The sequence below is a fragment of the Caballeronia sp. dw_276 genome (genome assembly GCF_018449635.1).
Classification (GTDB): domain Bacteria; phylum Pseudomonadota; class Gammaproteobacteria; order Burkholderiales; family Burkholderiaceae; genus Caballeronia.
Map to the genome: position 1 here is coordinate 35,990 of NZ_JAAVUV010000007.1, position 20,765 is coordinate 56,754.

The following is a 20,765-nucleotide window of genomic DNA, read 5'->3' on the forward strand; positions in this document are numbered from 1 at the left end:
GATGCTGTCAGTCAGCATCGCATGGCGCCGATGTCGCTCTCCTGTTCAACAACGACCGTTACCCTTTCCGGGCCGCGAGCAATCCGCTCACGCCTAACGCGAAACCGTCTGCATCGTTTGTTGACGATACAAACGTCGCCCTGTCCTGGACCTGCGCCGACGCCTGCCCCATCGCAATCGACACGCCCGCTACATCGAACATGGCGACGTCGTTTTGCATATCCCCCAGCACCGCCACGTTTTCCAGCGCCACCCCGGCGAGCTGCGCCAGTTCGCGAATGCCCTCGCCCTTGTTCGCGAGGGGATGCGTGATGTCGAGGTAATAGCTTTGCGAGCGCATGGCTGTGGCACGGCCTTTCAGCGTGCCGGCAAACTCGGCTTCCTTGCGTTCGAGCAACGCCGCATCCTTGGTCGACGCGACGATCTTTTCCACCGAACTCAGGTCGATATCCTCGAAACGCTTCACCACCACCGCGTCGTATCCAACTGTCCGGCGCTCGAGCGGCACGTATTCACCGCCGGGATTCGTGATGTACCACTCGTCGTCGATAAACACCCACGCATCTATGCCATCATGCGCCAGGCTTTCCAACGCGGTTTCGGCTGCATCGCGCGCGAGCCAGTGTGCATGCATGGTCTTCCAGCCGGCGGGATCGACGAGCTTGCCGCCGTTGAACGCGGCAAACGGCGTCTTGATGCCAAGTGTCTCGACGATCGTGCGCATGCCCTTGCCCGGGCGGCTGCTCGCCACCGTGAAGCGCACGCCCGCCGCACTCAGATTTCGCACCGCTTCTTTCGCGGGCTCACCCAGGGTTTTATCGGTGTACAGCAGCGTGCCGTCGCAATCGGTGATCACGAGTTCAACTTTCGATAGCGCGTCCAGCGCCCGGTCGGGATCATTCCGCGAACGTTTGGTGAGATTCAAATCCTTGGGAATCATTCGAATGTCCCCGGCGGCAATTGACGCGTTTCGCGCACCGAACGCGGATGCCAGAGACGTGCGCCGCCTTCGATGCCCGCCTCGTTCGATACCACTTTCACGTTGCCCGGCAATTCGAATTTGAGATTGGCCGCGTTGCCGCCGCCGATCCACAGCCGATCGTAGTTCACAAGAGAACTCAGGATGCCGATGACTTTTTCCACGCGGCGATTCCAGCGCTTGTTGCCTGCCTTGTCGCGCGCGGCGTTGCCCAGATATTCATCGTAAGTCTTGTTTTTGCTGACCGGGTGATGTGCGAGTTCGAGATGCGGCATCAGTTCGCCATCGCGAAAAAGCGCGGTGCCGGCGCCCGTGCCGAGCGTCAGCACAAGTTCAATACCCTTCCCTTCGATAGCCGCCAGCCCCTGCATTTCGGCGTCGTTGATGATGCGCACCGGCAAGTGGTGGCCGAGTTGATCCGAAAGCATTTGCGCGAGCGGGATGTTGCGCCAGCTCTCGTTGCCGAGGTTCGGTGCGGTCAGCACATGGTTGTCGCGCACCACGCCCGGAAATCCGATCGAGATGTGCGTGGCCGGAAGCGGCTGCATGAGCGGCTCGACCAGTTTTACCAGCGTGTCCACCAGTAATTCCGGCGGGCACGGATGCGGCGTCGCAACCTTCAGGCGCTCGGTTTTCATGTTCCCATGCGCATCGATGATGGCTGCCTTCAGGCCCGTGCCGCCGACATCGATGGCGAGAATGCGTTCCGCAGCGGATGTTCGTTTCGCCGGCTTGCTTGCTGTCTTCCTTGCTGCTGTCCCCATCAGGTTTCTCCTCAATTCTTGTCGTCGTGACCGGTGTTCTTCGTGTGTTCGTCGGCAAGCGGGCGCCACGTGCGGCCATCGGCCTGCAGCAACGCGTCGGCTTCTTTCGGACCGGCGCTTCCTGCCTCGTAGCCGTGAACCGGCAACGGACCGCCTTCGGGATGCAGCACGGCCTCGACCGCCGCCCAACTCGTCTCGATACTGTCCGCGCGCTGGAACAGCGTTTCGTCGCCGAGCATGCAATCGTAGAGCAGCGTTTCGTAGCCTACGTTGGGTTTTTCATCGAAGAAATCACCGTACTTGAACGATGACTTCACTGCCCCGACCTGCATCACCGGACCGGGCACCTTCACATTGAAGTCGAAGGTCGTGCCGTGTTCCGGATCGATGCGCAACGTCAGCACGTTCGGCACCAGCGTATCCACGGGGGTGTCGCGAAACAGCCGGAACGGCACGGCCTTCAGTTGCACCGCGATCTCCGTGCGCCGCGCCGTCATGCGCTTGCCCGTGCGCAGGTAGAACGGCACGCCGGCCCAGCGCCAGTTCTCGACAAACACCCGCGCCGCGGCGTACGTCTCCGTCTGGCTGTCGGGCGCGACGTCCTTTTCCTCGCGATAACCCGGCACACTGGCTGACTTCTCGTACTGGCCAAGCACAACGTCGCTGGCCTTCAGCGGCTGGATGGCGTCGAAGATCTCGGCTTTCTTGTCGCGGACGGCTTCGGCATCGAAAGAATTTGGCGGTTCCATGGCGACCATGCCGAGCAACTGGAACAGGTGGTTCGGAACCATGTCCCGAAACGCGCCGGTTTGCTCGTAAAACCCGCCACGCCCTTCCACGCCGATGGTTTCCGCCGCCGTGATCTGGACGTGATCGATATATTCACGCCGGAAAATTGGTTCGAACAACGCGTTGGCGAAGCGCACGGCAAGAATGCTCTGAACGGTGTCCTTGCCGAGGAAATGATCGATGCGATAAATCTGGTTTTCGCCGGCGAACTTGAGAATGCTCTCATTAAGATCTTTCGCCGATGCGTAGTCGTGCCCAAACGGCTTTTCGATGACCACGCGCCGGAACGCCTGATCATTTTCTTTCAGCAATCCGGCACGGCCGAGCCGCTCGACAATGGGTTTGAAGAAGCGCGAGCTGACAGCGAGATAAAAAATGACATTTCCGCTTTCACCCAAAGTCTGCTTTAGCTTGTTGAATACGTCATCCGTTTCGAACTCGCCTGCAACATACTCCAGGCGGTCTGCAATCCACTTCCATGCCTGTTCGTTGAGCTGGGATGTATGAAAAGCGCCGGCTTTGTCGGCGGCGAATTTCTTGAGCGATTCAGTCAGCTGGTCACGCCAGACGCTGGTTTCAAGTTCGCCGTGATTGACGCCAATGATTTTCATCTTGTCGTCAAGCAGACCGTCCGACGAGAGGTTGTACAGTGCCGGCATCAAGAGCCGCTTGGTCAGGTCGCCGGCAGCGCCGAAGATCACGAGGGTGCAAGGCGGGGCGGGATGTTTGCCGGGAGCCGGCGGGGAGGATGTAGCGGTAGCAAGTGGGGTCGACATAGGGTTCTTTAAAAGAAGAGTTGAGCGCACTGCCTATTAAAGACCATGTTAGCCGTCTCACAGTTCAAAATCATGACCAAACGGCGGGCTTATGCTCGTCGCCGTATGCAATATGTAAACAAGGGCAGGTCTGTGCCGTAGAATGACGGCACCCTTTCGGCGGCACGCCCGGCCTAGTTTTTCCCTCATCAGGGCAGGAGTTCCACACATGATTCAGACAGTCTCGCCGGCGCAGCTCGCCGCCTACTTCGACCGTATCGGCTATACCGGCCCGCGTGAAGCGAGCGGCGAAACGCTGGCCGCGCTGCACCGGCTGCATCCGCAGGCCATCCCGTTCGAGAACATCGACACGCTGCTTGGGCTCACGCCGCGGCTCGATCTCGAGTCGGTGTTTGCGAAGCTGGTGAGCGCGCGGCGCGGTGGTTATTGTTTCGAACACAACCTTCTGTTTCGTGCGGTGCTCGAGACCATCGGGTTCGAAACGACCGGGCTTGCAGCGCGCGTGCTATGGGCTGATCCGGATGCCATGCTGCCGCGTACGCACATGATGTTGCTGGTGGAAACGCCTGACGAGACATGGCTCGCCGATGTGGGTTTCGGCAGCATGACGCTCACCGCGCCCCTCGTGTTCGATAACGGCCGCGAACAGGCCACGCCGCACGAAACCTTTCGCCTCGATCTGATCGAGCGTGGCGACTTCAAGCTGCTGGTGAAGCTCGGCGACACATGGAAGCCCGTGTACAGGTTCGATCTCGAACCGCAGGTACCGTCCGACTACGACATGGCGAACCATTACGTGTCCACGCTGCCCGATTCGGTCTTCGTCAATCACCTGATCGTGGGGCGCGTGGTTCCGGGGCAGCGCCAGACCTTGTTTGATCGGACGCTGACGCGCCGGGGCAAGGCCGAAGAGCATCGTGACATCGCCACAGCCGCCGAGGCGCGCGACGCACTGGAAGACACGTTCGGCCTCTCATTGCCGGCAGACGCCAAGGTCGGAAAATTGCTTGAACGCCTGGTTGCGCGATCCGCATCCGCCACGACCTGACCCATAACTTGACTTGGCCGAAGCATGCGTAAAACCGCCAGGCGCGCTCACGAGTCGTATCGAACGCCCGTGAAGAACGCCGTTCTCGAAAGCCGGCTGCCACAGTGGCGCTCCACCTTCATTGTCATGCTGATGTTCGCCGCGTTCGCGACGCTGGCGGCGCGCGCGCTGTGGGTGCAGGTCGTGAACCAGGACTTCTACATCGGCGAGGGGCAAAAGCGTTATCAGCGCACCCTCGAGCTGGCCGCCACGCGCGGGCGCATTGTCGATCGTAATGGCGCGATGCTCGCGGTCAGCCTCGCGACCTACTCGATCTGGGCAACGCCGTCCCGTTTCAGTCCGGAAACGCGGCCGCATGTTGCGCGGCTTCTCGACATGCCCGAGAAGGAACTTGCACGCCGGCTGGGAACGGAGCGTTCGTTCGTCCTGCTCAAACGCCAGGTCGACGCCGACCAGGCAACGCGCATCGCGGAAACGGGGCTTGCCGGCGTGACACTCGTCGCGGATACGAAACGCTTTTATCCCGAGGGGGAATCGGCGGCGCATATAGTCGGGTTCACGGATAACGAGGACAAGGGCCAGGAAGGCGTCGAGCTCGCGGCCAACGATCGCCTGACCGGCGAGCACGGTCAGCGCGAAGTGATTCGAGACCGGCTGGGACGCGTCGTCTCGGAGATTGGTGAAGCCGAGTTGCCGGAGAATGGCGAGACAATCCATCTGACTATCGACCGGCGCATCCAGCAGCTTGCGCATACACAACTCGCGGCGGCAATTACAAAACACAAGGCACGCGCGGGCAGCGTGGTCGTGCTCGATGCCAAGAACGGCGAAATCCTCGCGCTCGCCAATTATCCGACCTTCGATCCGAACGACCGCTCGCGCCTGACTGGCGACCAGCTGCGCAATCGGGCGCTGACCGACACGTTCGAACCCGGCTCCACCATCAAGCCGCTGGTCGCGGCGCTTGCCATCGATATGGGTCAGGTTCGGCCCGATACGCGGATCGATACATCGCCGGGCACGTTCAAGCTCGGCCCGAACACGATCCACGATACATCCAATCACGGCGTGATCACGGTGTCGGAAGCGGTGCAGATGTCGAGCAATATCGCGTTGACCAAGCTCTCGCTCAAGCTGCCCGCGCAGACAGTTTGGGACAAGTACCGGCAATATGGCATCGGGCAGGCGCCGGAACTGACCTTCCCGGGCGCCGCGACCGGCCGCCTGCGGGCATACCAGCGCTGGCGGCCGATCGAACAAGCGACCATGGCCTACGGTTACGGCCTGTCCCTGTCGCTTTTGCAGATTGCGCAGGTTTATACGGCTTACGCGGGCACGGGCGAGTTCCGCCAGTCCACGCTCGTGCGCGGCAAGCCTGCACCGGAACCCGTTCAGGTTACCAAGGCCACGACGGCAGCGGCTGTGCGCGACATGCTCGAACTCGCGATGGGACCCCGTGGCACGGGACGTGCGGCAGCAGTAGAGGGTTATCGCGTGGGCGGAAAGACCGGCACGGCACGCAAGCAGGTTGGGCGCACGTATGCTGCGAACAAGTATCGCGCGTCGTTTGTCGGAATGGCGCCCATGAGCGACCCGCAAGTGATTGTCGCGGTGATGATCGATGAACCTTCGGCAGGCTCGTATTACGGCGGCACCGTGGCGGGGCCGGTGTTTTCAGGCGTTGTTGGCGGGACCATGCAGCTTCTGGGCGTGCCACCGGACGCGTGATGCGCCGATACGTAAACCGTAAGGCCGCTGTGATGTAATTGGCATGATTGAAGTCAATGCCGCTGCGGCCGAATTTTTGAAGGACACCATGAAAAAAATTGCCTGCGCTCTCGCGCTTCCCTTGTTTTTGCTTCAGGCCTGCGGCCAGTTCCACAACGCTGACGCCGGACAACCCGAAGTCGAAACTGCTACCAACGCATCGGTGACGAGCATTGTTCAGTGCCTGACGGACGAAGCACAAAAGCACGACGCGAAGTTTAAGAAAACCCCGATTCCCCAAGGCACCATGCTCGAATTCGGCGATTCGAACGTAATCAAGGTTCGATTCGACAACGGCGAAACCTCGTACCGGTTTTATCCAGGCGAACGGCATGTATCCAATTTGTGGCTTGAGGGCGCGAGCAAGAAATGCGCGCCGGGAACCAACGGTTCCTGATGAGCACGCTTTTTAGATATCAACGTGCGTTCCACTAAAGCCATCAACGCCGTCGAACGGCTCAAGACCCGCTCGGGCAACCCTCAATACGCGGCGGTCAGCCTGAGCGGCGGTCTTTTTTATCTCGTCGACCGCGCGCTCATCGGCGAGCAGAAACTCTCTTCGCCCCTCCCGCTCGATGATTTTGTCGTCTTCGTCAATACGCTCAAGCCAGAAAAACCACGGCGCGTAAGTAAACTCGACCTTGCAATGGACGAGCAGATCAAACGCAGCGGCAAATCACGCGTTCCGGAGAGCGAGTAACCTTTACCACGCGACTCTGCACGCGACGGCTGTCGCTACCGCGAAAACGTTTGCGCATCTCATCTGCAAAGCTGCCATGTTTGCCCCCGCACTTAGCGGCGCGGTCAATGTGCGATTCCAGACAGTCCACACGCGCCAGGCCGGGCGAGTATGCATCGACGGTCGCATCAAACCGGGGCCGCCCGACACGCACAAAAGCCAAGCGGGCGATGGGGAAGAAAGCCGGACGACGCACGACGGGCAATGTCATCGAAGAAATGACAGCGCGCGGCAGTACGCCGGCAAAGAGGGTGGCGCAGATGAAAAACAAACAGAATGCAGCATCAGGGGGCTTGAAAACATCGTCGCATGCGGACGCGGAACTCCAGCACATCGAACGCGCAATCGGCCAGTTGCGCGCGATGAGCCAGAAACCGGCAGGCGCGCTCAACGTCGACTATTGGCGCGAACGACTTACCGCAGTCAGCGGTGAACACGTGCTGGTGCCGGCGCAACGGCGACGTATCGATGCATTGCGCAAGGTCCTCGATTCCTTTTCGCAACCGCCCGGCGGACCCGTTTCCGGGGGCAAGAGATCGACCAACAGGCTTTGGGCGAAAGCGGCGTAATCACGGCGCTTTCGCCATTGCGCGCAAGGGTGCGCATCCGTTGTTCATCTGTTACTTGCGTGCGGCGCTTGGGGCAAGGTGCTGCGCGCAAGCTGGGAAGCCTCACTCGATCTCGGGCGCGATTGCCGCATGATTGACGATCGCCACGAGTGAAATCCCGCCGATCATGTTGCCGATGAACGTCGGCACCAGGAAGACGAACAGGTAGTCGCGAATGCTCGCGGCGCCCGTCATCACCGCGTACGACGTTTCGACCGAACCTGCGATCACGTGCGAGAGCTTGCTCACGGCTACCGTATATGTGATCAGCAAGATGGTCAGGAAACGTGCTGATCGGGCACTCGGAAGCAGCCAGACCATCAGGGCGATCAACCATCCTGCGAACATCGCGCGGATCACGGTCACACCGAAGCTTCCGGATATCGGCAACTGCGCCAGCTTGCCGAGCGACTCGACGACGTCGTCGGGAAACACGCCGTGGATCTGCAGGATTGCGGCAAAGATGATCGTGCCGATCAGGTTGAAAGACAGCACGATTGCCCAGAGCCGAAAGGTCTTCAACAGCGTCTTCAGATCGCGGCGCGTGAGTACGGGCAACACGGCGCTCAACGTACTCTCCGTGAACAGTTGCTGGCGTCCGAGAATCACGATCACGAAACCGATCGTATATCCGAACGATGCCACGAGGTCGCGCCACGGTTGATCGGGTAATGCGCTTAACAGCGTGGCTTGTGTGAGGAACGAGAATCCTATCGATAAGCCCGCCGCCAGCGCCGACCATGCAAGCGCGAAGAAGGTGCGCTCCATCGAGTTTTCGCCCTCCTCGCGAACGATCTCGTGAATGACGAGCGCGTGTGGGGACGAATGTTCGGCGGCCTGTTCCTTTTCTTCGTTGTCGAGATGGGGAGAATTGGACCCTGCTTCCTGACCCTGTTCTTTCGCTTCCTGCTTTTGCGGCATCGCACGCTCCCTGCAGCGGTCGCCGGCAATGCCGATGTCGCGCCGTCTTTTTTTGGCCATGTCCGGACGGACCGGCCCCCCGTCAAGGCTTTGTTCGCTCAAGACCGGGTTGCATGGCAACAGCAGGAAAGATGCCTACTAAATCCTTACATTCCGCAGTTGGCAATGAGGCTTAGCGTAATAACCAGATTCTTCACATGGGAACAAGCTTAGCCGAATCGCTTGGTTTGGCGCGCGGCGGCACGACGCTAAGATCGGGGCTCGATCCGTCACTGAATCCCCATGAGTCTTTACATCGACGACGCGCAACGCCGCAAGATCCACCAGCTTCGCGCTTCATGGCGCTGGCGCAGCGAATGGCCCACGTGGCTCTTGATCGTGGCTCTGTATGCAGGATGGTTCGGCACGGCGATAAATGCGCGCGCTCTTGGCATGCCGCTCGCCGCCGGTATTCTCGCCTTGCTTTCCTGCCTTTATCTCTCGTTGCAGCACGAATTGCTGCATGGACATCCGACGCGCTTTCCCTTGGTCAACGCCATGTTCGGCATCGCGCCGCTCGCGGTGTGGTTTCCCTACGCGGTGTATCGCGAGTCGCATTTGCGCCATCATGACGACATTCATCTCACCGATCCCGATCTGGACCCGGAGACCTATTTTGTATCGGCAGAACGCTGGCGGGAGGCGGGAATCGTCGTACGCGGGCTGTTGACGTTTCGCAACACGTTCGTCGGACGCATCTTGCTCGCGCCCTGGTTTTCCATCGCCTCGACGCTCGGATCGGCAATCGTTGCAGTCGCGCGCGGCAATGTCCGGATGGCCGGGGCATGGGCGCTTCACTTCGCGCTGCTCAGCTTGCTTCTGGCGTGGCTCGACCGCTATTGCGGCATCAGCCCTCTCGTTTTTATCTTTGGCGTGGGATATCCCGCGCTGGCATTGAGCGCGATCCGCTCGTTCCAGGAACATCGCGCCGCCGATAAATTCAGCGAACGCACCGTCATCAACGAAGCGTCGTGGTTCTGGCGCCTGCTGTTCCTGAACAACAATTTCCATTCGGTGCATCATGATTTGCCGGGCGCGCCGTGGTTCGCGTTATCGGCGATCTATCATGACGAACGCGACGCATATCTACAGCGCAATGGCGGTTTTATCGTGCGGGGCTACCAGGAATGGATGGTCAAGCACGGCGTGAAACCGGTCGCGCCGGCATTGCATCCGCTGCACGCGCGCGCCGATCAGATCGCACTTGCCGAACGCAATGCGGCCAAGGACGCGAAGTCCGGAGTTGCGCAAGCCGTATAAGGGACCCCGAATCTGCATGAACTGGCTTGCGGCATTACCGATGTACAACGTGACGCCAACGCTCGCGGCTGATTGGCGCGTGCTGCTGGAACATGTTCATAGCCGTCTTCAACCCTGGCTCGACGCACGCGGCGACTCGCTCGAACTCGTCCATCCCGCCACGTCGCTCACTGAATTCTGGCTGCGCGACGACGTGCTCCTCGCGCAGACCTGCGGTTATCCGTTGATGCACGCGTTAAACGATCGCGTGCAACTTGTCACGACCCCGATTTTTTCCATCGATGGTTGCGCGAACGGGGATTATCGAAGCGTGCTGGTCGCGCGCAAGGCGGCGGGCGTGACATCGCTGGAAAGCAGCCGAGGCCTGCGCGCCGCGTACAACAGCAACGACTCCAACAGCGGCATGAACCTGCTGCGCCACGCGGTCGCGCCGCTCGCCGGCGGCCGTGCGTTCTTTGCGTCGGTGATTGAAACGGGCGGTCATCTGGCGTCGCTCAAAGCGCTGCTCGATGATCGTGCCGATATCGCCGCCATCGACTGCGTGACCTTCGCCTTCGTGCGCGAACACCTTCCGGCACTCGCCGATGGCGTGATCGAGATCGGCGTGACGGTGTCGTCGCCGGGCTTGCCGCTGATTGCATCGAAGAAAGTTCCACCCGACGGAATCGAGGCGTTGCGGGCCGCCCTATCCAACGCCGTGGCCCAGGATCCGCAGCTCGCCGCGCGCCTCAAGCTCGCCGGCTTCATCGAGCGCCCGCTGGCCGATTATTCGTCCATCATCGATATCGAAACCGACGCTGAGAAGCGTGGTTACCCGCGCCTCGCCTGAGCCTGGTCACGGCAGACTTTCAAGACTTTCGGCACAATCGGCATTTAGCCACGCGTTCCCGGCATATGTTCTGCCAGCCGGTTCGCACCGCCGCCTGCTCGAAGTCATGGAAGCCGCAAGGATCCCCTTTTCAGTTCTCGACCTCTCCCCAATTCCCGCCGGATCGACCGCCGCCGACGCGTTCCGCCACTCGCGCGAACTCGCGCAACACGCGGAAAAACTCGGCTATAAGCGGTTCTGGCTTGCCGAACATCACAACATGACGGGCATCGCGAGTGCCGCGACATCGGTCGTGATCGGACACGTCGCCGCAGGGACCAGCACGATTCGCGTCGGTTCCGGCGGCGTCATGCTGCCGAACCATGCGCCGCTCGTAATCGCGGAACAGTTTGGCACGCTTGCGTCTCTGTTTCCTGGGCGCATCGATCTGGGTCTGGGCCGTGCGCCCGGCACCGACCAGACCACGGCTCGCGCGCTACGCCGCGACCTGCAGGGTAGCGCGGACAGTTTTCCGGACGATGTGGTGGAACTGCAGCGCTTTTTTGCCGAACCCGTGGAGGGGCAGCGCGTGCGCGCCGTACCGGGCGCAGGGCTGGAAGTGCCGATCTGGCTGCTGGGTTCATCCACGTTCAGCGCGCAACTCGCCGCCGCACTCGGGCTGCCGTTCGCGTTCGCCTCGCACTTCGCGCCTGACTATTTGCTGACGGCGTTGCAGGTGTACCGGTCGCAATTCCGCCCGTCGAAGCAACTCGATCGCCCGTATGCGATGGTCGGCGTCAACGTGTTCGCCGCCGATACCACGGCCGAAGCCGAGTTCCTGTTCACATCGCTGCAGCAGCAGTTCATCAACCTGCGGCGCGGCACGCCCGGCCAGTTGCCCCCTCCCGTGAAACAGATTCCGTGGAACGACGCGGAACGCGCGGGCGTCGATCATTCGCTGGCGTGCTCAGTGATCGGCGACCCGCGCGAAGTGGAAGCGGGCCTCGCGTCGCTTATCGAACAAACGCAGCCCGACGAGTTAATGGTCACGGCGCAAATCTACGATCACGACGCGCGGCTGCGTTCGTTCGAAATCACGGCGCAGGCGCGCACGGCATTGGCGTTGTAAAGCCTTGGTTCAAGGCTGCGCTCTTTCGAAATGGAAAAGCGGCCCAGCGAACACGCGCTCCAAGACTGGACGGGTATCGTTTTGACAAGCAATAATGAGGTCAGCCACCTGACGACCTTGCACGCGATGCCCGCTTTTAGTGCCCGACGTGCCTTACGCAGGGTCTCGACAACAAGATGTCGGTTTTCGGAAGGGAGAATGATAATGGCCAGAAGTCCCGCCACAGGATCCATGACCTTGCTGACGGAGCGTGATGAAGCAACCGGTCAGGAAGTGCGTACGTTGCGCCTCGAGCCGGCGGCAGATGGCAAGGCTGTTCTGCTGATTGAAATCGATGAAAGGAAAGCCGGCATTCATCGTGAAGTGCGTTATGAAATCACGCCGGCGGAATTGATTGCGGCAATTCGCGCCCACGGTGCGGAACTGCCAGGCGAGCAACATAATCGTTAAAATGATTTAGGCATACAATAGCGGCATTCGGCGCTATCATTTCCCCGTGGCGCCCGCGGGTGTCGGACAAATTGTTAAATTAGCGGCTGTGTTGAAGGCGTTTCTGAAACACAAGACCAGCCGCCAGTCGTGCACCGATCTGGTCGTGAGCCACAGCCGCTGAATCGGCAACTTGACGCTTCGCACCGATCTCAACCACAGTAACCAGTTTGTAGAACCGCATTCGCAGCAGCTCGTTATTGGCCGCTGCGGGTAATGCGGTGATTTGCGGTATTACACTAATTGACGCGCGCCATTCAGCGCGCCACGATTTTAGTCAACCCACATATTCCTCGAGTCGCCCCGGTCCGCGCGGGCAGATGGCTCGCCTTCAAGAAAGTAAAAGCTGAATCAGGACAGCCGTGGACGAAAGAAAGCGAGACAGCATCATTGCCTATTTGCGCAGCCGAATGGCTGAGTTTGGCATTTCCGAAACCGCCTTGGCTGAAGCATTGGCCGAAGCACAGGCTTCTGTTACTCCTCCCCCGTTGACGAAGAGTTCGAGCGCCACCAAGCGCGCATTGCCTTCCATGCCTCAGATGCCTGAGAACGCAAATGGCGCGACGCCGGTATTCAGAAATGCAAGCGGCGACACGTGGGACGGAGAAGGCGAAATGCCGGAGTGGCTGAAGCGCGCCGTGCATGCCGGGCAGGATATAGAGTTCTACAGGGTTTGAAGCTGCCTCTAGGCAGGCGGCGTCTGTCTGCGGACTGGTAGACCGGTCGGGAGCCGCGGTGCCGCGCGTATGCTGAACCAACCTTTGAAACCATTTGAAAACGCCCCGAAGGGCGTTTGCAGTAGCTAATGCTATTGGTTTAGAAGTTGAAATTATCGATATTCGATGAATCGAACGTCGTCGGCGGTCCAAGCACGACTTCGCCGCTCTTGCCCACCGTGCGCTTGCCAAGTTTGCCCGCTTCGAAGCTGTCGCCCTCCTTGCCGGTGATCGTGCCCGACGCGAGGTTGGCTGCCGCGTAAGCCGCGAGATAACCAAGTTGACCCGGGTCCCACAACTGGAAGGCCGTGACGGTGCCGTTCTTCACGAACGCGCGCATCTGGTTCGGCGTGCCAAGACCCGTCACCATCACCTTGCCTTTGGCTGGCGACGTCGAGATATAACGCGCTGCTGCCGCGATACCCACGGTCGTCGGCGAGATGATGCCCTTCAGGTTCGGATACGCCTGCAGCAAGCCTTGCGTTTCGACGAACGATTTCTGGTCGTCGTCATTGCCGTAGGCGATCTTCACGAGCTTCAATTTCGAATACTCGGGCTTCTTCAACTCTTCCTGCATGTACTTGATCCAGGTGTTCTGATTGGTCGCGTTCGGCGTGGCCGAAAGAATCGCAAACTCGCCCTCGCCGCCCACCAGTTTCGATAACAACTGAATCTGGCCGCGTCCGATCGATTCCGAGTTCGCCTGGTTCACGAAAATCTGCCGGCCGTCGGGCGCGGTATCGGAGTCGAACGTGACGACCTTGATGCCTTGCGCCATCGCCTTTTTCAGGTATGGGACGACCGCGTTTGCATCGTTGGCGGCGACCACGATCGCGTTCTGGCGCTGCGTGATCAACGTGTTGATGTATTGCACCTGCGACGAAGCGCCCGCATCCGATGGTCCGACCACCTTGCCCTGCCCGCCCATCTCCTTGATGGCGGCGAGACCGCCGTCATCGGCGATGACTTCGTACGGATTGTTGATCTGCTTCGGCAAGAACGCGATCTTCAGATCCTTCTTCAGATCGGCGGCGGCCGCGCTGATCGGCACAGTGGCCGCCGCGGAGATCGCGATCAGCGCAGCGCATAGCACCGGCCCGCGAAATGAGTGAAAGGGTTTGAACATGCTTGTGTCTCCTGATGTCGCGCGCCGCTCCGTTCTTTTGGAGTCTTCACGCTGGTTTTAAAAATCCAACTTTCATCAAAGCGTCTGCGTCATCAGGCGCTTTTCACGCATGACACGCCAACGTGCAACAAGATTCGGGATCAGCACCGACGACAGCAACAAACCGCCCGTCACGATGGTCAGCGTTTCGCTGGAGACATCGGATAAGGTCAGCGCATTGCGCAACACGCCGATGATCAGCAACGACAACAGCACGCCGATCATCGATCCGCGTCCGCCGAAAATACTCACGCCGCCGAACAGCACGGCCGCGATCACGGACAGCTCGAAGCCCTCGCCGTTGTCGCCGCGCGCACTCGTGAAACGCAGCGTGTAGACGATGCCGGCAAGCGCGCTCATCGCGCCCGAGAGCATGAAAAGCTTGAGCTTGGTGCGGGCTACATCGATGCCGGAGAACTGCGCGGCAACCGGATTCGCGCCGATTGCGTAGAGGCTGCGGCCAAACGGCGTGGCCTGTAGCAGCACCGTAAAAATGATCGCGCCGATGATCACGAGCACGAAGGGCATCGGCAGGAAAGCGGCAATGGTGTCGATGCCGAACGACGTGTATGAAGCGGGGAAGTCCGCGACGGCCTGATCGCCGAGCAGCACGTAGGCAAGGCCGCGAAACAGCGCCAGCGTACCAATGGTGACCGCAAGCGAAGGCAGGTTGAAGCGCACGATCACGAGGCCGTTAAAGAGCCCGGCCAGCGTTCCGGCAATGAGCACGATGGCGATCACGAGCGGCATGGGCAGGCCCATGTGCCAGAGCACGCCCATCAGCGCACTCGATGCGCCAAGCACCGACGCCACCGACAAATCAATTTCAGCCGCGACAATGATCAACGTCATCGGCAACGCGATCAGCGCGATCTCGGTGAAGTCCGCGAGCATGTTGGAGAGGTTCGCGCTCGATAAGAACATCGGCGACAACACGCGGCCGAGGACCAGCGCGAGCACGAGGACCACCACGAGCATGGTCTCCCACGAAAGATGACGACGCTTGGTCAGCGCAAGTGCGGAATCGGGTTTAGCCATGATCGCGTTTCCTCATCATGCGGCGCGCGACGGAGCGTGCCAGCATTGTGTCGAGCGCAATCGCCGCAACGATCAGCGCGCCTTGAATTGCCTGTTGCCAGAACGGCGACACGCGTAGCACCACGAGCGCGATGTTGATCACGCCGAGCACGAGCGCGCCAAGTGTGGCCCCCATGATCGTGCCCACGCCACCGGTGATCGCGACGCTGCCGACAACGGCTGCGGCCACAACTTGCAACTCGATACCTTTTGCCGTGCTGGCATCGACGGTACCGAAACGCGCAAGCCACAGGACGCCAGCAAGACCCGCGATCGCGCCCGACAACAGGAAGCCGATCATCACGCGGCGCTCGACCTGAATGCCCGCGAGACGCGCAGCTTCTGGGTTGGAACCGATGGCGTAATGCTCGCGGCCACCACGATATTGCTTGAGGTAGACGCCGATCGCGACCAGCACCACCACGGCTATCAGCACGAGGTTCGGAATGCCCAGCAACGAACCCGTCGCGATGCGAGAAAAGGCGTCGGGAAGACTCGTCGCGTTGATCTGTCCGCCGTGGACCCACGCGTAATCTGCACCGCGCACGATATACAAGGTGGAAAGCGTCGCGACCAAAGAAGGCACGCGCCCGAATGTCACGAGCGTCCCGTTCACCGCGCCGATAAGGAAGCCGATAGCAATCCCGGCAAGCATCGCGACGATGATCGGCATGTGCGGAAACATCACGTAAAGCGCGCCGACCGAATACGCGCTTACGCCGACCACCGATGCCACCGACAAATCGATGTGCCGCATCAGCATCACGACCGTCATGCCGGCGGTAAGCAAGCCGATGATCGATACGTTGAGCAATACGTCACGCAGATTCTGAAGATTGAGAAACTCGGGTTTGACCGCAGCGGTGGCCGCGATCAACGCAATCAGCACGACAAACAACGTCGCCTCGCGGCTGCGAACGAGTTCGGCAAGCACGTTGCGGCGCTTGGGCTTCGGCGCGTGCACGGCCGGCATTGCGGAAGAATGTCGGGTCATCATGCGGCCTTCCCTAGCGTGGATGGCGAAGCACCGAGCGCTGCGCTCATCACGCGTTCTTCGTTGGCATCGACGCGTGCAATGTCGGCGCTGATGCGCCCTTCATGCATCACGAGAATACGGTCGGCCATGCCGAGGACTTCGGGCAATTCGCTGGAAATCATCAGGACTGCCATTCCTTCTTTGACGAGCTCGGCAAGCGTTCGATAAACCTCGGCCTTGGCGCCTACATCGATACCGCGCGTGGGTTCATCGATGATCAGCACTTTGGGCTCTGTGGCAAGCCACTTCCCGAGCACGACTTTCTGCTGATTGCCGCCGGAAAGCGTGCCGACAGGCGCGTCCAGATCGCTTGCTTTCAAGCGAAGGCGCTTGCCCCAATCCGATGCCAGCGTGGTTTCACTGCGCGCCGATATCAAACCGTGTTTGACCAGACGCCCGAGCACCGTCAACGATGCATTGCGTGCAATGCTCAGCTCCAACGCAAGACCTTGCGCGCGCCGGTCTTCGGGAACGAGCGCAAGTCCAGCGCGAACCGCAGCTTGCGGACGACCGAGCTGCAACGTCTTGCCCGCGATCTTTACTTCGCCCGAATCCACCGGGTCGATGCCGAAGATCGCGCGCGCAACCTCGCTGCGTCCGGCGCCGACCAGTCCGGCAAGCGCCACGATCTCGCCCGCGTGGACATCGAAGGAAACGTTCTTGAAGACGCCATCACGCGTGAGGCCACGCACCGAGAGACGCACCTCGCCCGGCGGGACATCGGCCTTCGGATAGAACGTATCGAGATCGCGCCCGACCATCTTGCTCACGATGGAATCGATTGTCATGTCGGCGGTCATTGCATCGAAAACTTTCATGCCGTCGCGCATGATGGTCAGGCGCTGCGTCAACGCAAAGACTTCATCCAGCCGATGCGTGATGAACAGGATGGCGGCATCGCGTTCACGCAACGCGCGCACGATTGCAAAGAGACGCTCGACTTCAGTCAGCGATAGCGCTGCCGTGGGTTCATCCATGATGAGCACGTTCGCGTTAAGTGAAAGCGCCTTGGCGATCTCGACCACTTGCTGATCGGCGATCGACAAACCGCGCACCAGGCGTTCAGCACGCAGATTCACGCCGAGCGATTGCAGCAGTGCATCGACTTCGCGGTTCATTTCATCGTAACGAATCCGTCCGATACGATCGCGCGGCTGACGCCCCATGTAGATGTTTTCGGCTATTGAAAGGTCCGCGAACAACGTGGGTTCCTGATAGATCACGGCGAGACCTGCATCGCGCGCTTCAGCGGGGTTCGCGAACGTGCGCGCCACACCGCCAACGAGCAATTCGCCCGAGTCCGGCTGATAAACCCCGGCAAGCAGCTTGACCAGCGTCGACTTGCCCGCGCCGTTTTCGCCAAGCAGCGCATGCACTTCTCCCGGCCATAACGCGAGGCTGCCGTCGCCGAGGGCGCGTACGCGCCCGAACGACTTGCTCGCGTGCCTCAACTCCAGCCGAGGCGTTTGATTCGTGCTCATGCCTGTCTCCTTCAGATGCGATAGATTCGCTCTGCGTTGCTTTTAAAGAGCGCATCTTTTTCTGTATCGCTGAAATCTTTCACGATCAACGCATACGCCTTCCACAATCCGTCGTACGTGGCGAACAACCGGTCGACCGGAAAATTCGATGCGAACATTGACCGGTCGCAACCGAATATATCGATGGTTTCAAGCACGTAAGGACGAAAACTTTCGACGGTCCAATCGTGATCGAACATCGCGAGGCCGCTGACTTTTACCGAAACATTCGGGCACGCTGCGAGCGCAAGCATGCCATCGCGCCATTCGTCCTTCCCTTCAGCCGAATCGCGATCCGCGCACATGCCGGCGTGATTCACGATGAACTGCGTATTGTGATGCTCGTGCGCCAACAAAGCCGCTTCGTGCATCTGCGACGGATACAACTGCAGATCGAACGACATCGAATATTGCTTCAGCAGCGCGAAATTTTTGCGCCATTGCGTCTCGCGCATGAAGTGCCGGTTCACATAGTTGTAGAGCGGATTCGAATGCACATTCAGTATTTGGCGAATGCCCCGCGTGTTCTTGAACGCTGCGTGTGACTCGAGTATTTCATTCGCGTTTTCCGCCGACAGATCCGCGCCCGCCACGATTGCATTCGGCAAGCCGCGACCTTCGTTGTCGGCGACATCCTGCAGCCAGCGCGTCTCTTCCACGGGATCGTCGGGATCGTGATTCGCGTCTACATGCACGACCTTCAGCACCTGCACCGAACCCGTTTCGCTCAAAAAATCGTCGATCAGGTAGTCATGCTTCAAGTCGCGTGCGTCGCCCACGAACGACTTCCCCGGGCTTGCGAGCCACGGGTAGTGATGCGTTTTCAAATCCCAAAGATGAATGTGCGGATCGACAACCTGCATGAATGTGTCCTCGTGCCGAAAAGCTAAAACGAGCCAAAACGAGCCAAAACGATGAACGTGATCAGGGAAGATGAAAAACCGGCACGAGCGTGGTTTGCACCGGCGAGCGGTCAGGATTCGTTTCCATGAGTTCGGCCATGCTGTCCCACCATTTGCGCATCACGGGCAAATCGGGCAGCGCGTGCATGCCGTGGTCCGGCGCACGCTTGAGCGTGGCGAAGAGCTGGCCGGTGGGTTCGTCGAGGAAAATCCAGTAGTCGCGCACGCCGGCGAGCCGCAAGGCCTCCGCCAGTTCGGGCCATATCTCGCGATGACGCCGCTCGTATTCATCGCGCATGCCCGGCTTGAGGGTCATCCTGAACGCAATCGTCTCCATTGCGGCTTGCCTTTTATAGATGTTGAAGCTACGGCGTAGCGTCGTTTGGCTACGACTATAATTCGCCGACTGATAACATGACAATCCGAAGTCAGGATCAGCCGATCGCAAAACCGAATCGCAGAGCGGAGTTCATCGCGAGAGTCCAATGACCCAGAACATCTCCCAGATCGCCCTCGTCAATCGCCTGAAGTTCAAGCATCTTGCGCTGCTCGTCGCACTCGATGACGCCCGCAACCTGCATCAGGCTGCCGTTATCATCAACGTCGCGCAACCCAGCGCGAGCCGGATGCTGAGCGACATTGAAGAGGCGTTCGGCTTCCTTTTGTTCGAACGCAATGCGCGCGGCATGCAGCCTACCCCGCTTGGCGTTACCACACTCGCCTACGCGCGCCGATCGCTTGCCGATCTCACCCGCTTCGCCGCCGACCTGGAAAGCAAGCGGCGCGGCGGACACGGACAACTCACGGTTGGCGCGATCATGGGCGCCGCGCCCGACGTGCTCGCCATGGCCATCGCGGAACTCAAAAGCGAGCGACCGCTCCTCAACGTGCGCATTCTTGGCGAGACAAGCGACCAGGTCGTGCAACTGCTGCATCGCCGGGAAGTGGATCTGGCGCTCGGGCGCCTCACCACGCCGCTTCAACACAACGACTTCGACTTCGAACCCCTTTCACGTGAAGCGATGCGGCTTGTGGTTCGCGCCGGGCATCCGCTGGGCGTTGAAACACCGCTCTCGCTCGATGCGCTAATCTCATGGCCGTGGATATTGCAACCCATCACCAGCCCGGCGCGCGCGCTGTTCGAAGAAGAACTCGCGCGCGCAAAGCTTGCGTCGCCTTCCAACATTGTTGAATGCGCGTCGATCTTCGCGACATTGCAGCTATTGCAAAACAGCGACGCTGTCGCGATGCTGCCCGAGTCTGTTGTCCGCGACTACTTGCGCGCGCATTTGCTGGTCGAGCTGCCCATCGAAATTGGCAAGAGTCTTTCGGGCTTCGGCCTTCTTCGACGCAAACATGAAATGCTCAGCGAACCCGCCGAATATTGCATTGCGTTGCTGCGTAAGTACTCGGCAGGCTCGTTCACCGAACCTCATTGAAGGTTGACGAACAAACCGCCATCGACCAACAACGACGCACCCGTCACGTATCGCGCGCGATCGGAGGCGAGGAACGTCACGCATTGCGCGACGTCGTCAGGCTGGCCCAGACGTCCCAGTGGGATGCGCTTTTCCATGTAAGCGCGTTTTTCGGTATCGGCGAGATCTTCGGCGTTCAGGTCGGTCGCGATCGTGCCGGGCATCACCGAGTTGCAGCGAATTCCGTAAGGTCCCAGCGCGATCGCGCACGATTGCATCAGCGAATGCACGCCGGCTTTGGTCGGCGTGTAATGCGTCTGCATGGCGCCGCCAACGAGCGCGCTGATCGAGCTCGTCGCAACAATCGCGCCGCCTGTTCCCTGAAGCTTCATCTGGTTCGCGACGGCTTGCGTGACATAAAACGCGCCATTCAGGTTCACGCCGATTGTCGCTTCATACACCGATGCCGGCATGTCCAGGAACGCATGAAACGGGCAGATGCCTGCGTTGCTTGCAAGGACATCGACGTGACCGAATGCGTCCACGGCATGCTTCACGAGTTCGATACCCGTCTCGCGCTTCGCCACGTTGCCTTCCACTGCAATGACACGACGGCCGAGTTGTTCGATCTCGCCGATGACTTCCTCCACCGCCGATAAACGCCCATACGAGCGATCGTTATCGCCCCAATAATTCAGCACGACGTCCGCGCCTTCCTTCGCACAGGCCACTGCAATCGCGCGGCCAATGCCTCGCGATCCGCCGGTCACGATCACCACTTTGTTCTCGAGCAGCACGATTAACCTCTACAAGCC

The 20,765-nt window shown here is 60.1% G+C and carries 22 protein-coding genes; 11 read left to right on the forward strand and 11 right to left on the reverse strand.

Going from position 1 to position 20,765, the window contains the following annotated elements; genetic code table 11:
* Window positions 1-58 precede the first annotated feature (58 nt).
* Genes HB633_RS16145 through zwf form a run of 3 tightly spaced genes read right to left on the reverse strand, consistent with a single transcriptional unit; the run spans window position 59 to window position 3,308 of the window.
* Entirely contained in the window at window positions 59-940 is an 882-nt protein-coding gene (locus tag HB633_RS16145; protein WP_213779153.1) for an HAD family hydrolase, read from the reverse strand.
* Complete coding sequence (locus HB633_RS16150; protein ID WP_213779154.1) at window positions 937-1,743, reverse strand: ROK family protein; 807 nt, start codon at window positions 1,741-1,743, stop codon at window positions 937-939. The genes HB633_RS16145 and HB633_RS16150 overlap by 4 nt, the downstream gene beginning before the upstream one ends.
* Window positions 1,744-1,754: 11 nt before the next feature.
* Window positions 1,755-3,308 carry a glucose-6-phosphate dehydrogenase gene (gene zwf, locus HB633_RS16155; protein ID WP_213779155.1) on the reverse strand — a complete coding sequence of 518 codons (1,554 nt, stop codon included), beginning with the start codon at window positions 3,306-3,308 and terminating at the stop codon, window positions 1,755-1,757.
* Between the two features lie 208 nt (window positions 3,309-3,516).
* Here zwf and HB633_RS16160 point away from each other — a divergent pair, with 208 nt between their 5' ends.
* From HB633_RS16160 to HB633_RS30905, 5 genes are all read left to right on the forward strand, one after another.
* Window positions 3,517-4,356, forward strand: a complete 840-nt coding sequence (locus HB633_RS16160) for an arylamine N-acetyltransferase (RefSeq protein WP_213779156.1) — start codon at window positions 3,517-3,519, stop codon at window positions 4,354-4,356.
* 24 nt (window positions 4,357-4,380) lie between these two features.
* A complete protein-coding gene (locus HB633_RS16165) occupies window positions 4,381-6,084 on the forward strand; it encodes a penicillin-binding protein 2 (RefSeq protein ID WP_213779158.1) in 1,704 nt (567 codons plus the stop codon).
* 88 nt (window positions 6,085-6,172) lie between these two features.
* Entirely contained in the window at window positions 6,173-6,520 is a 348-nt protein-coding gene (locus tag HB633_RS16170) for a hypothetical protein (RefSeq protein WP_062003713.1), read from the forward strand.
* Between the two features lie 24 nt (window positions 6,521-6,544).
* A complete protein-coding gene (locus HB633_RS16175) occupies window positions 6,545-6,823 on the forward strand; it encodes a hypothetical protein (RefSeq protein WP_213779160.1) in 279 nt (92 codons plus the stop codon).
* A gap of 107 nt (window positions 6,824-6,930) precedes the next feature.
* A complete protein-coding gene (locus tag HB633_RS30905) occupies window positions 6,931-7,431 on the forward strand; it encodes a hypothetical protein (RefSeq protein ID WP_255580955.1) in 501 nt (166 codons plus the stop codon).
* Window positions 7,432-7,533: 102 nt separating this feature from the next.
* Here the strand turns inward: HB633_RS30905 and HB633_RS16185 are convergent, their stop codons facing one another.
* Window positions 7,534-8,391, reverse strand: coding sequence for a formate/nitrite transporter family protein (locus HB633_RS16185; RefSeq protein WP_213779500.1), 858 nt, complete (start codon window positions 8,389-8,391; stop codon window positions 7,534-7,536).
* A 282-nt stretch (window positions 8,392-8,673) separates the two neighbouring features.
* Between HB633_RS16185 and HB633_RS16190 the strand changes: the two genes are divergently transcribed.
* The 5 genes from HB633_RS16190 to HB633_RS16210 all read left to right on the forward strand — a co-directional run bounded on the left by HB633_RS16190 (window position 8,674) and on the right by HB633_RS16210 (window position 12,793).
* Window positions 8,674-9,690, forward strand: a complete 1,017-nt coding sequence (locus tag HB633_RS16190; RefSeq protein WP_213779161.1) for a fatty acid desaturase — start codon at window positions 8,674-8,676, stop codon at window positions 9,688-9,690.
* A 16-nt stretch (window positions 9,691-9,706) separates the two neighbouring features.
* Window positions 9,707-10,519 carry a PhnD/SsuA/transferrin family substrate-binding protein gene (locus HB633_RS16195; protein ID WP_213779163.1) on the forward strand — a complete coding sequence of 271 codons (813 nt, stop codon included), beginning with the start codon at window positions 9,707-9,709 and terminating at the stop codon, window positions 10,517-10,519.
* Window positions 10,520-10,625: 106 nt separating this feature from the next.
* Entirely contained in the window at window positions 10,626-11,627 is a 1,002-nt protein-coding gene (locus tag HB633_RS16200; RefSeq protein ID WP_213779164.1) for an LLM class flavin-dependent oxidoreductase, read from the forward strand.
* Window positions 11,628-11,831: 204 nt separating this feature from the next.
* Window positions 11,832-12,077 carry a hypothetical protein gene (locus HB633_RS16205; RefSeq protein ID WP_060818282.1) on the forward strand — a complete coding sequence of 82 codons (246 nt, stop codon included), beginning with the start codon at window positions 11,832-11,834 and terminating at the stop codon, window positions 12,075-12,077.
* 401 nt (window positions 12,078-12,478) lie between these two features.
* The gene (locus HB633_RS16210) at window positions 12,479-12,793 is read left to right on the forward strand and encodes an H-NS family nucleoid-associated regulatory protein (protein ID WP_056364829.1); all 315 of its coding nucleotides are present in this window, start codon (window positions 12,479-12,481) and stop codon (window positions 12,791-12,793) included.
* A gap of 139 nt (window positions 12,794-12,932) precedes the next feature.
* On the opposite strand, the gene rhaS is transcribed toward HB633_RS16210, so the two are convergent.
* The 6 genes from rhaS to HB633_RS16240 form a co-directional block, all read right to left on the reverse strand.
* Window positions 12,933-13,958, reverse strand: coding sequence for a rhamnose ABC transporter substrate-binding protein (gene rhaS / locus HB633_RS16215; RefSeq protein WP_213779166.1), 1,026 nt, complete (start codon window positions 13,956-13,958; stop codon window positions 12,933-12,935).
* A gap of 75 nt (window positions 13,959-14,033) precedes the next feature.
* A complete protein-coding gene (locus HB633_RS16220) occupies window positions 14,034-15,035 on the reverse strand; it encodes an ABC transporter permease (RefSeq protein WP_213779167.1) in 1,002 nt (333 codons plus the stop codon).
* Window positions 15,028-16,068, reverse strand: coding sequence for an ABC transporter permease (locus HB633_RS16225; RefSeq protein ID WP_213779501.1), 1,041 nt, complete (start codon window positions 16,066-16,068; stop codon window positions 15,028-15,030). Before HB633_RS16225 ends, HB633_RS16220 begins: the two co-directional genes overlap by 8 nt.
* The gene (locus HB633_RS16230) at window positions 16,068-17,591 is read right to left on the reverse strand and encodes a sugar ABC transporter ATP-binding protein (RefSeq protein WP_213779168.1); all 1,524 of its coding nucleotides are present in this window, start codon (window positions 17,589-17,591) and stop codon (window positions 16,068-16,070) included. Before HB633_RS16230 ends, HB633_RS16225 begins: the two co-directional genes overlap by 1 nt.
* Before the next feature lie 11 nt (window positions 17,592-17,602).
* Window positions 17,603-18,493: an amidohydrolase family protein gene (locus HB633_RS16235; protein ID WP_213779170.1), complete on the reverse strand. Its 891-nt coding sequence runs from the start codon at window positions 18,491-18,493 to the stop codon at window positions 17,603-17,605.
* A gap of 61 nt (window positions 18,494-18,554) precedes the next feature.
* Window positions 18,555-18,869 carry an L-rhamnose mutarotase gene (locus tag HB633_RS16240; protein ID WP_213779171.1) on the reverse strand — a complete coding sequence of 105 codons (315 nt, stop codon included), beginning with the start codon at window positions 18,867-18,869 and terminating at the stop codon, window positions 18,555-18,557.
* A 148-nt stretch (window positions 18,870-19,017) separates the two neighbouring features.
* Here HB633_RS16240 and HB633_RS16245 point away from each other — a divergent pair, with 148 nt between their 5' ends.
* Window positions 19,018-19,971, forward strand: coding sequence for a LysR family transcriptional regulator (locus HB633_RS16245; protein ID WP_213779172.1), 954 nt, complete (start codon window positions 19,018-19,020; stop codon window positions 19,969-19,971).
* On the opposite strand, the gene HB633_RS16250 is transcribed toward HB633_RS16245, so the two are convergent.
* A complete protein-coding gene (locus tag HB633_RS16250; RefSeq protein ID WP_213779174.1) occupies window positions 19,965-20,747 on the reverse strand; it encodes a glucose 1-dehydrogenase in 783 nt (260 codons plus the stop codon). The two genes, HB633_RS16245 and HB633_RS16250, sit on opposite strands and share 7 nt — an antisense overlap.
* Window positions 20,748-20,765 lie beyond the last annotated feature (18 nt).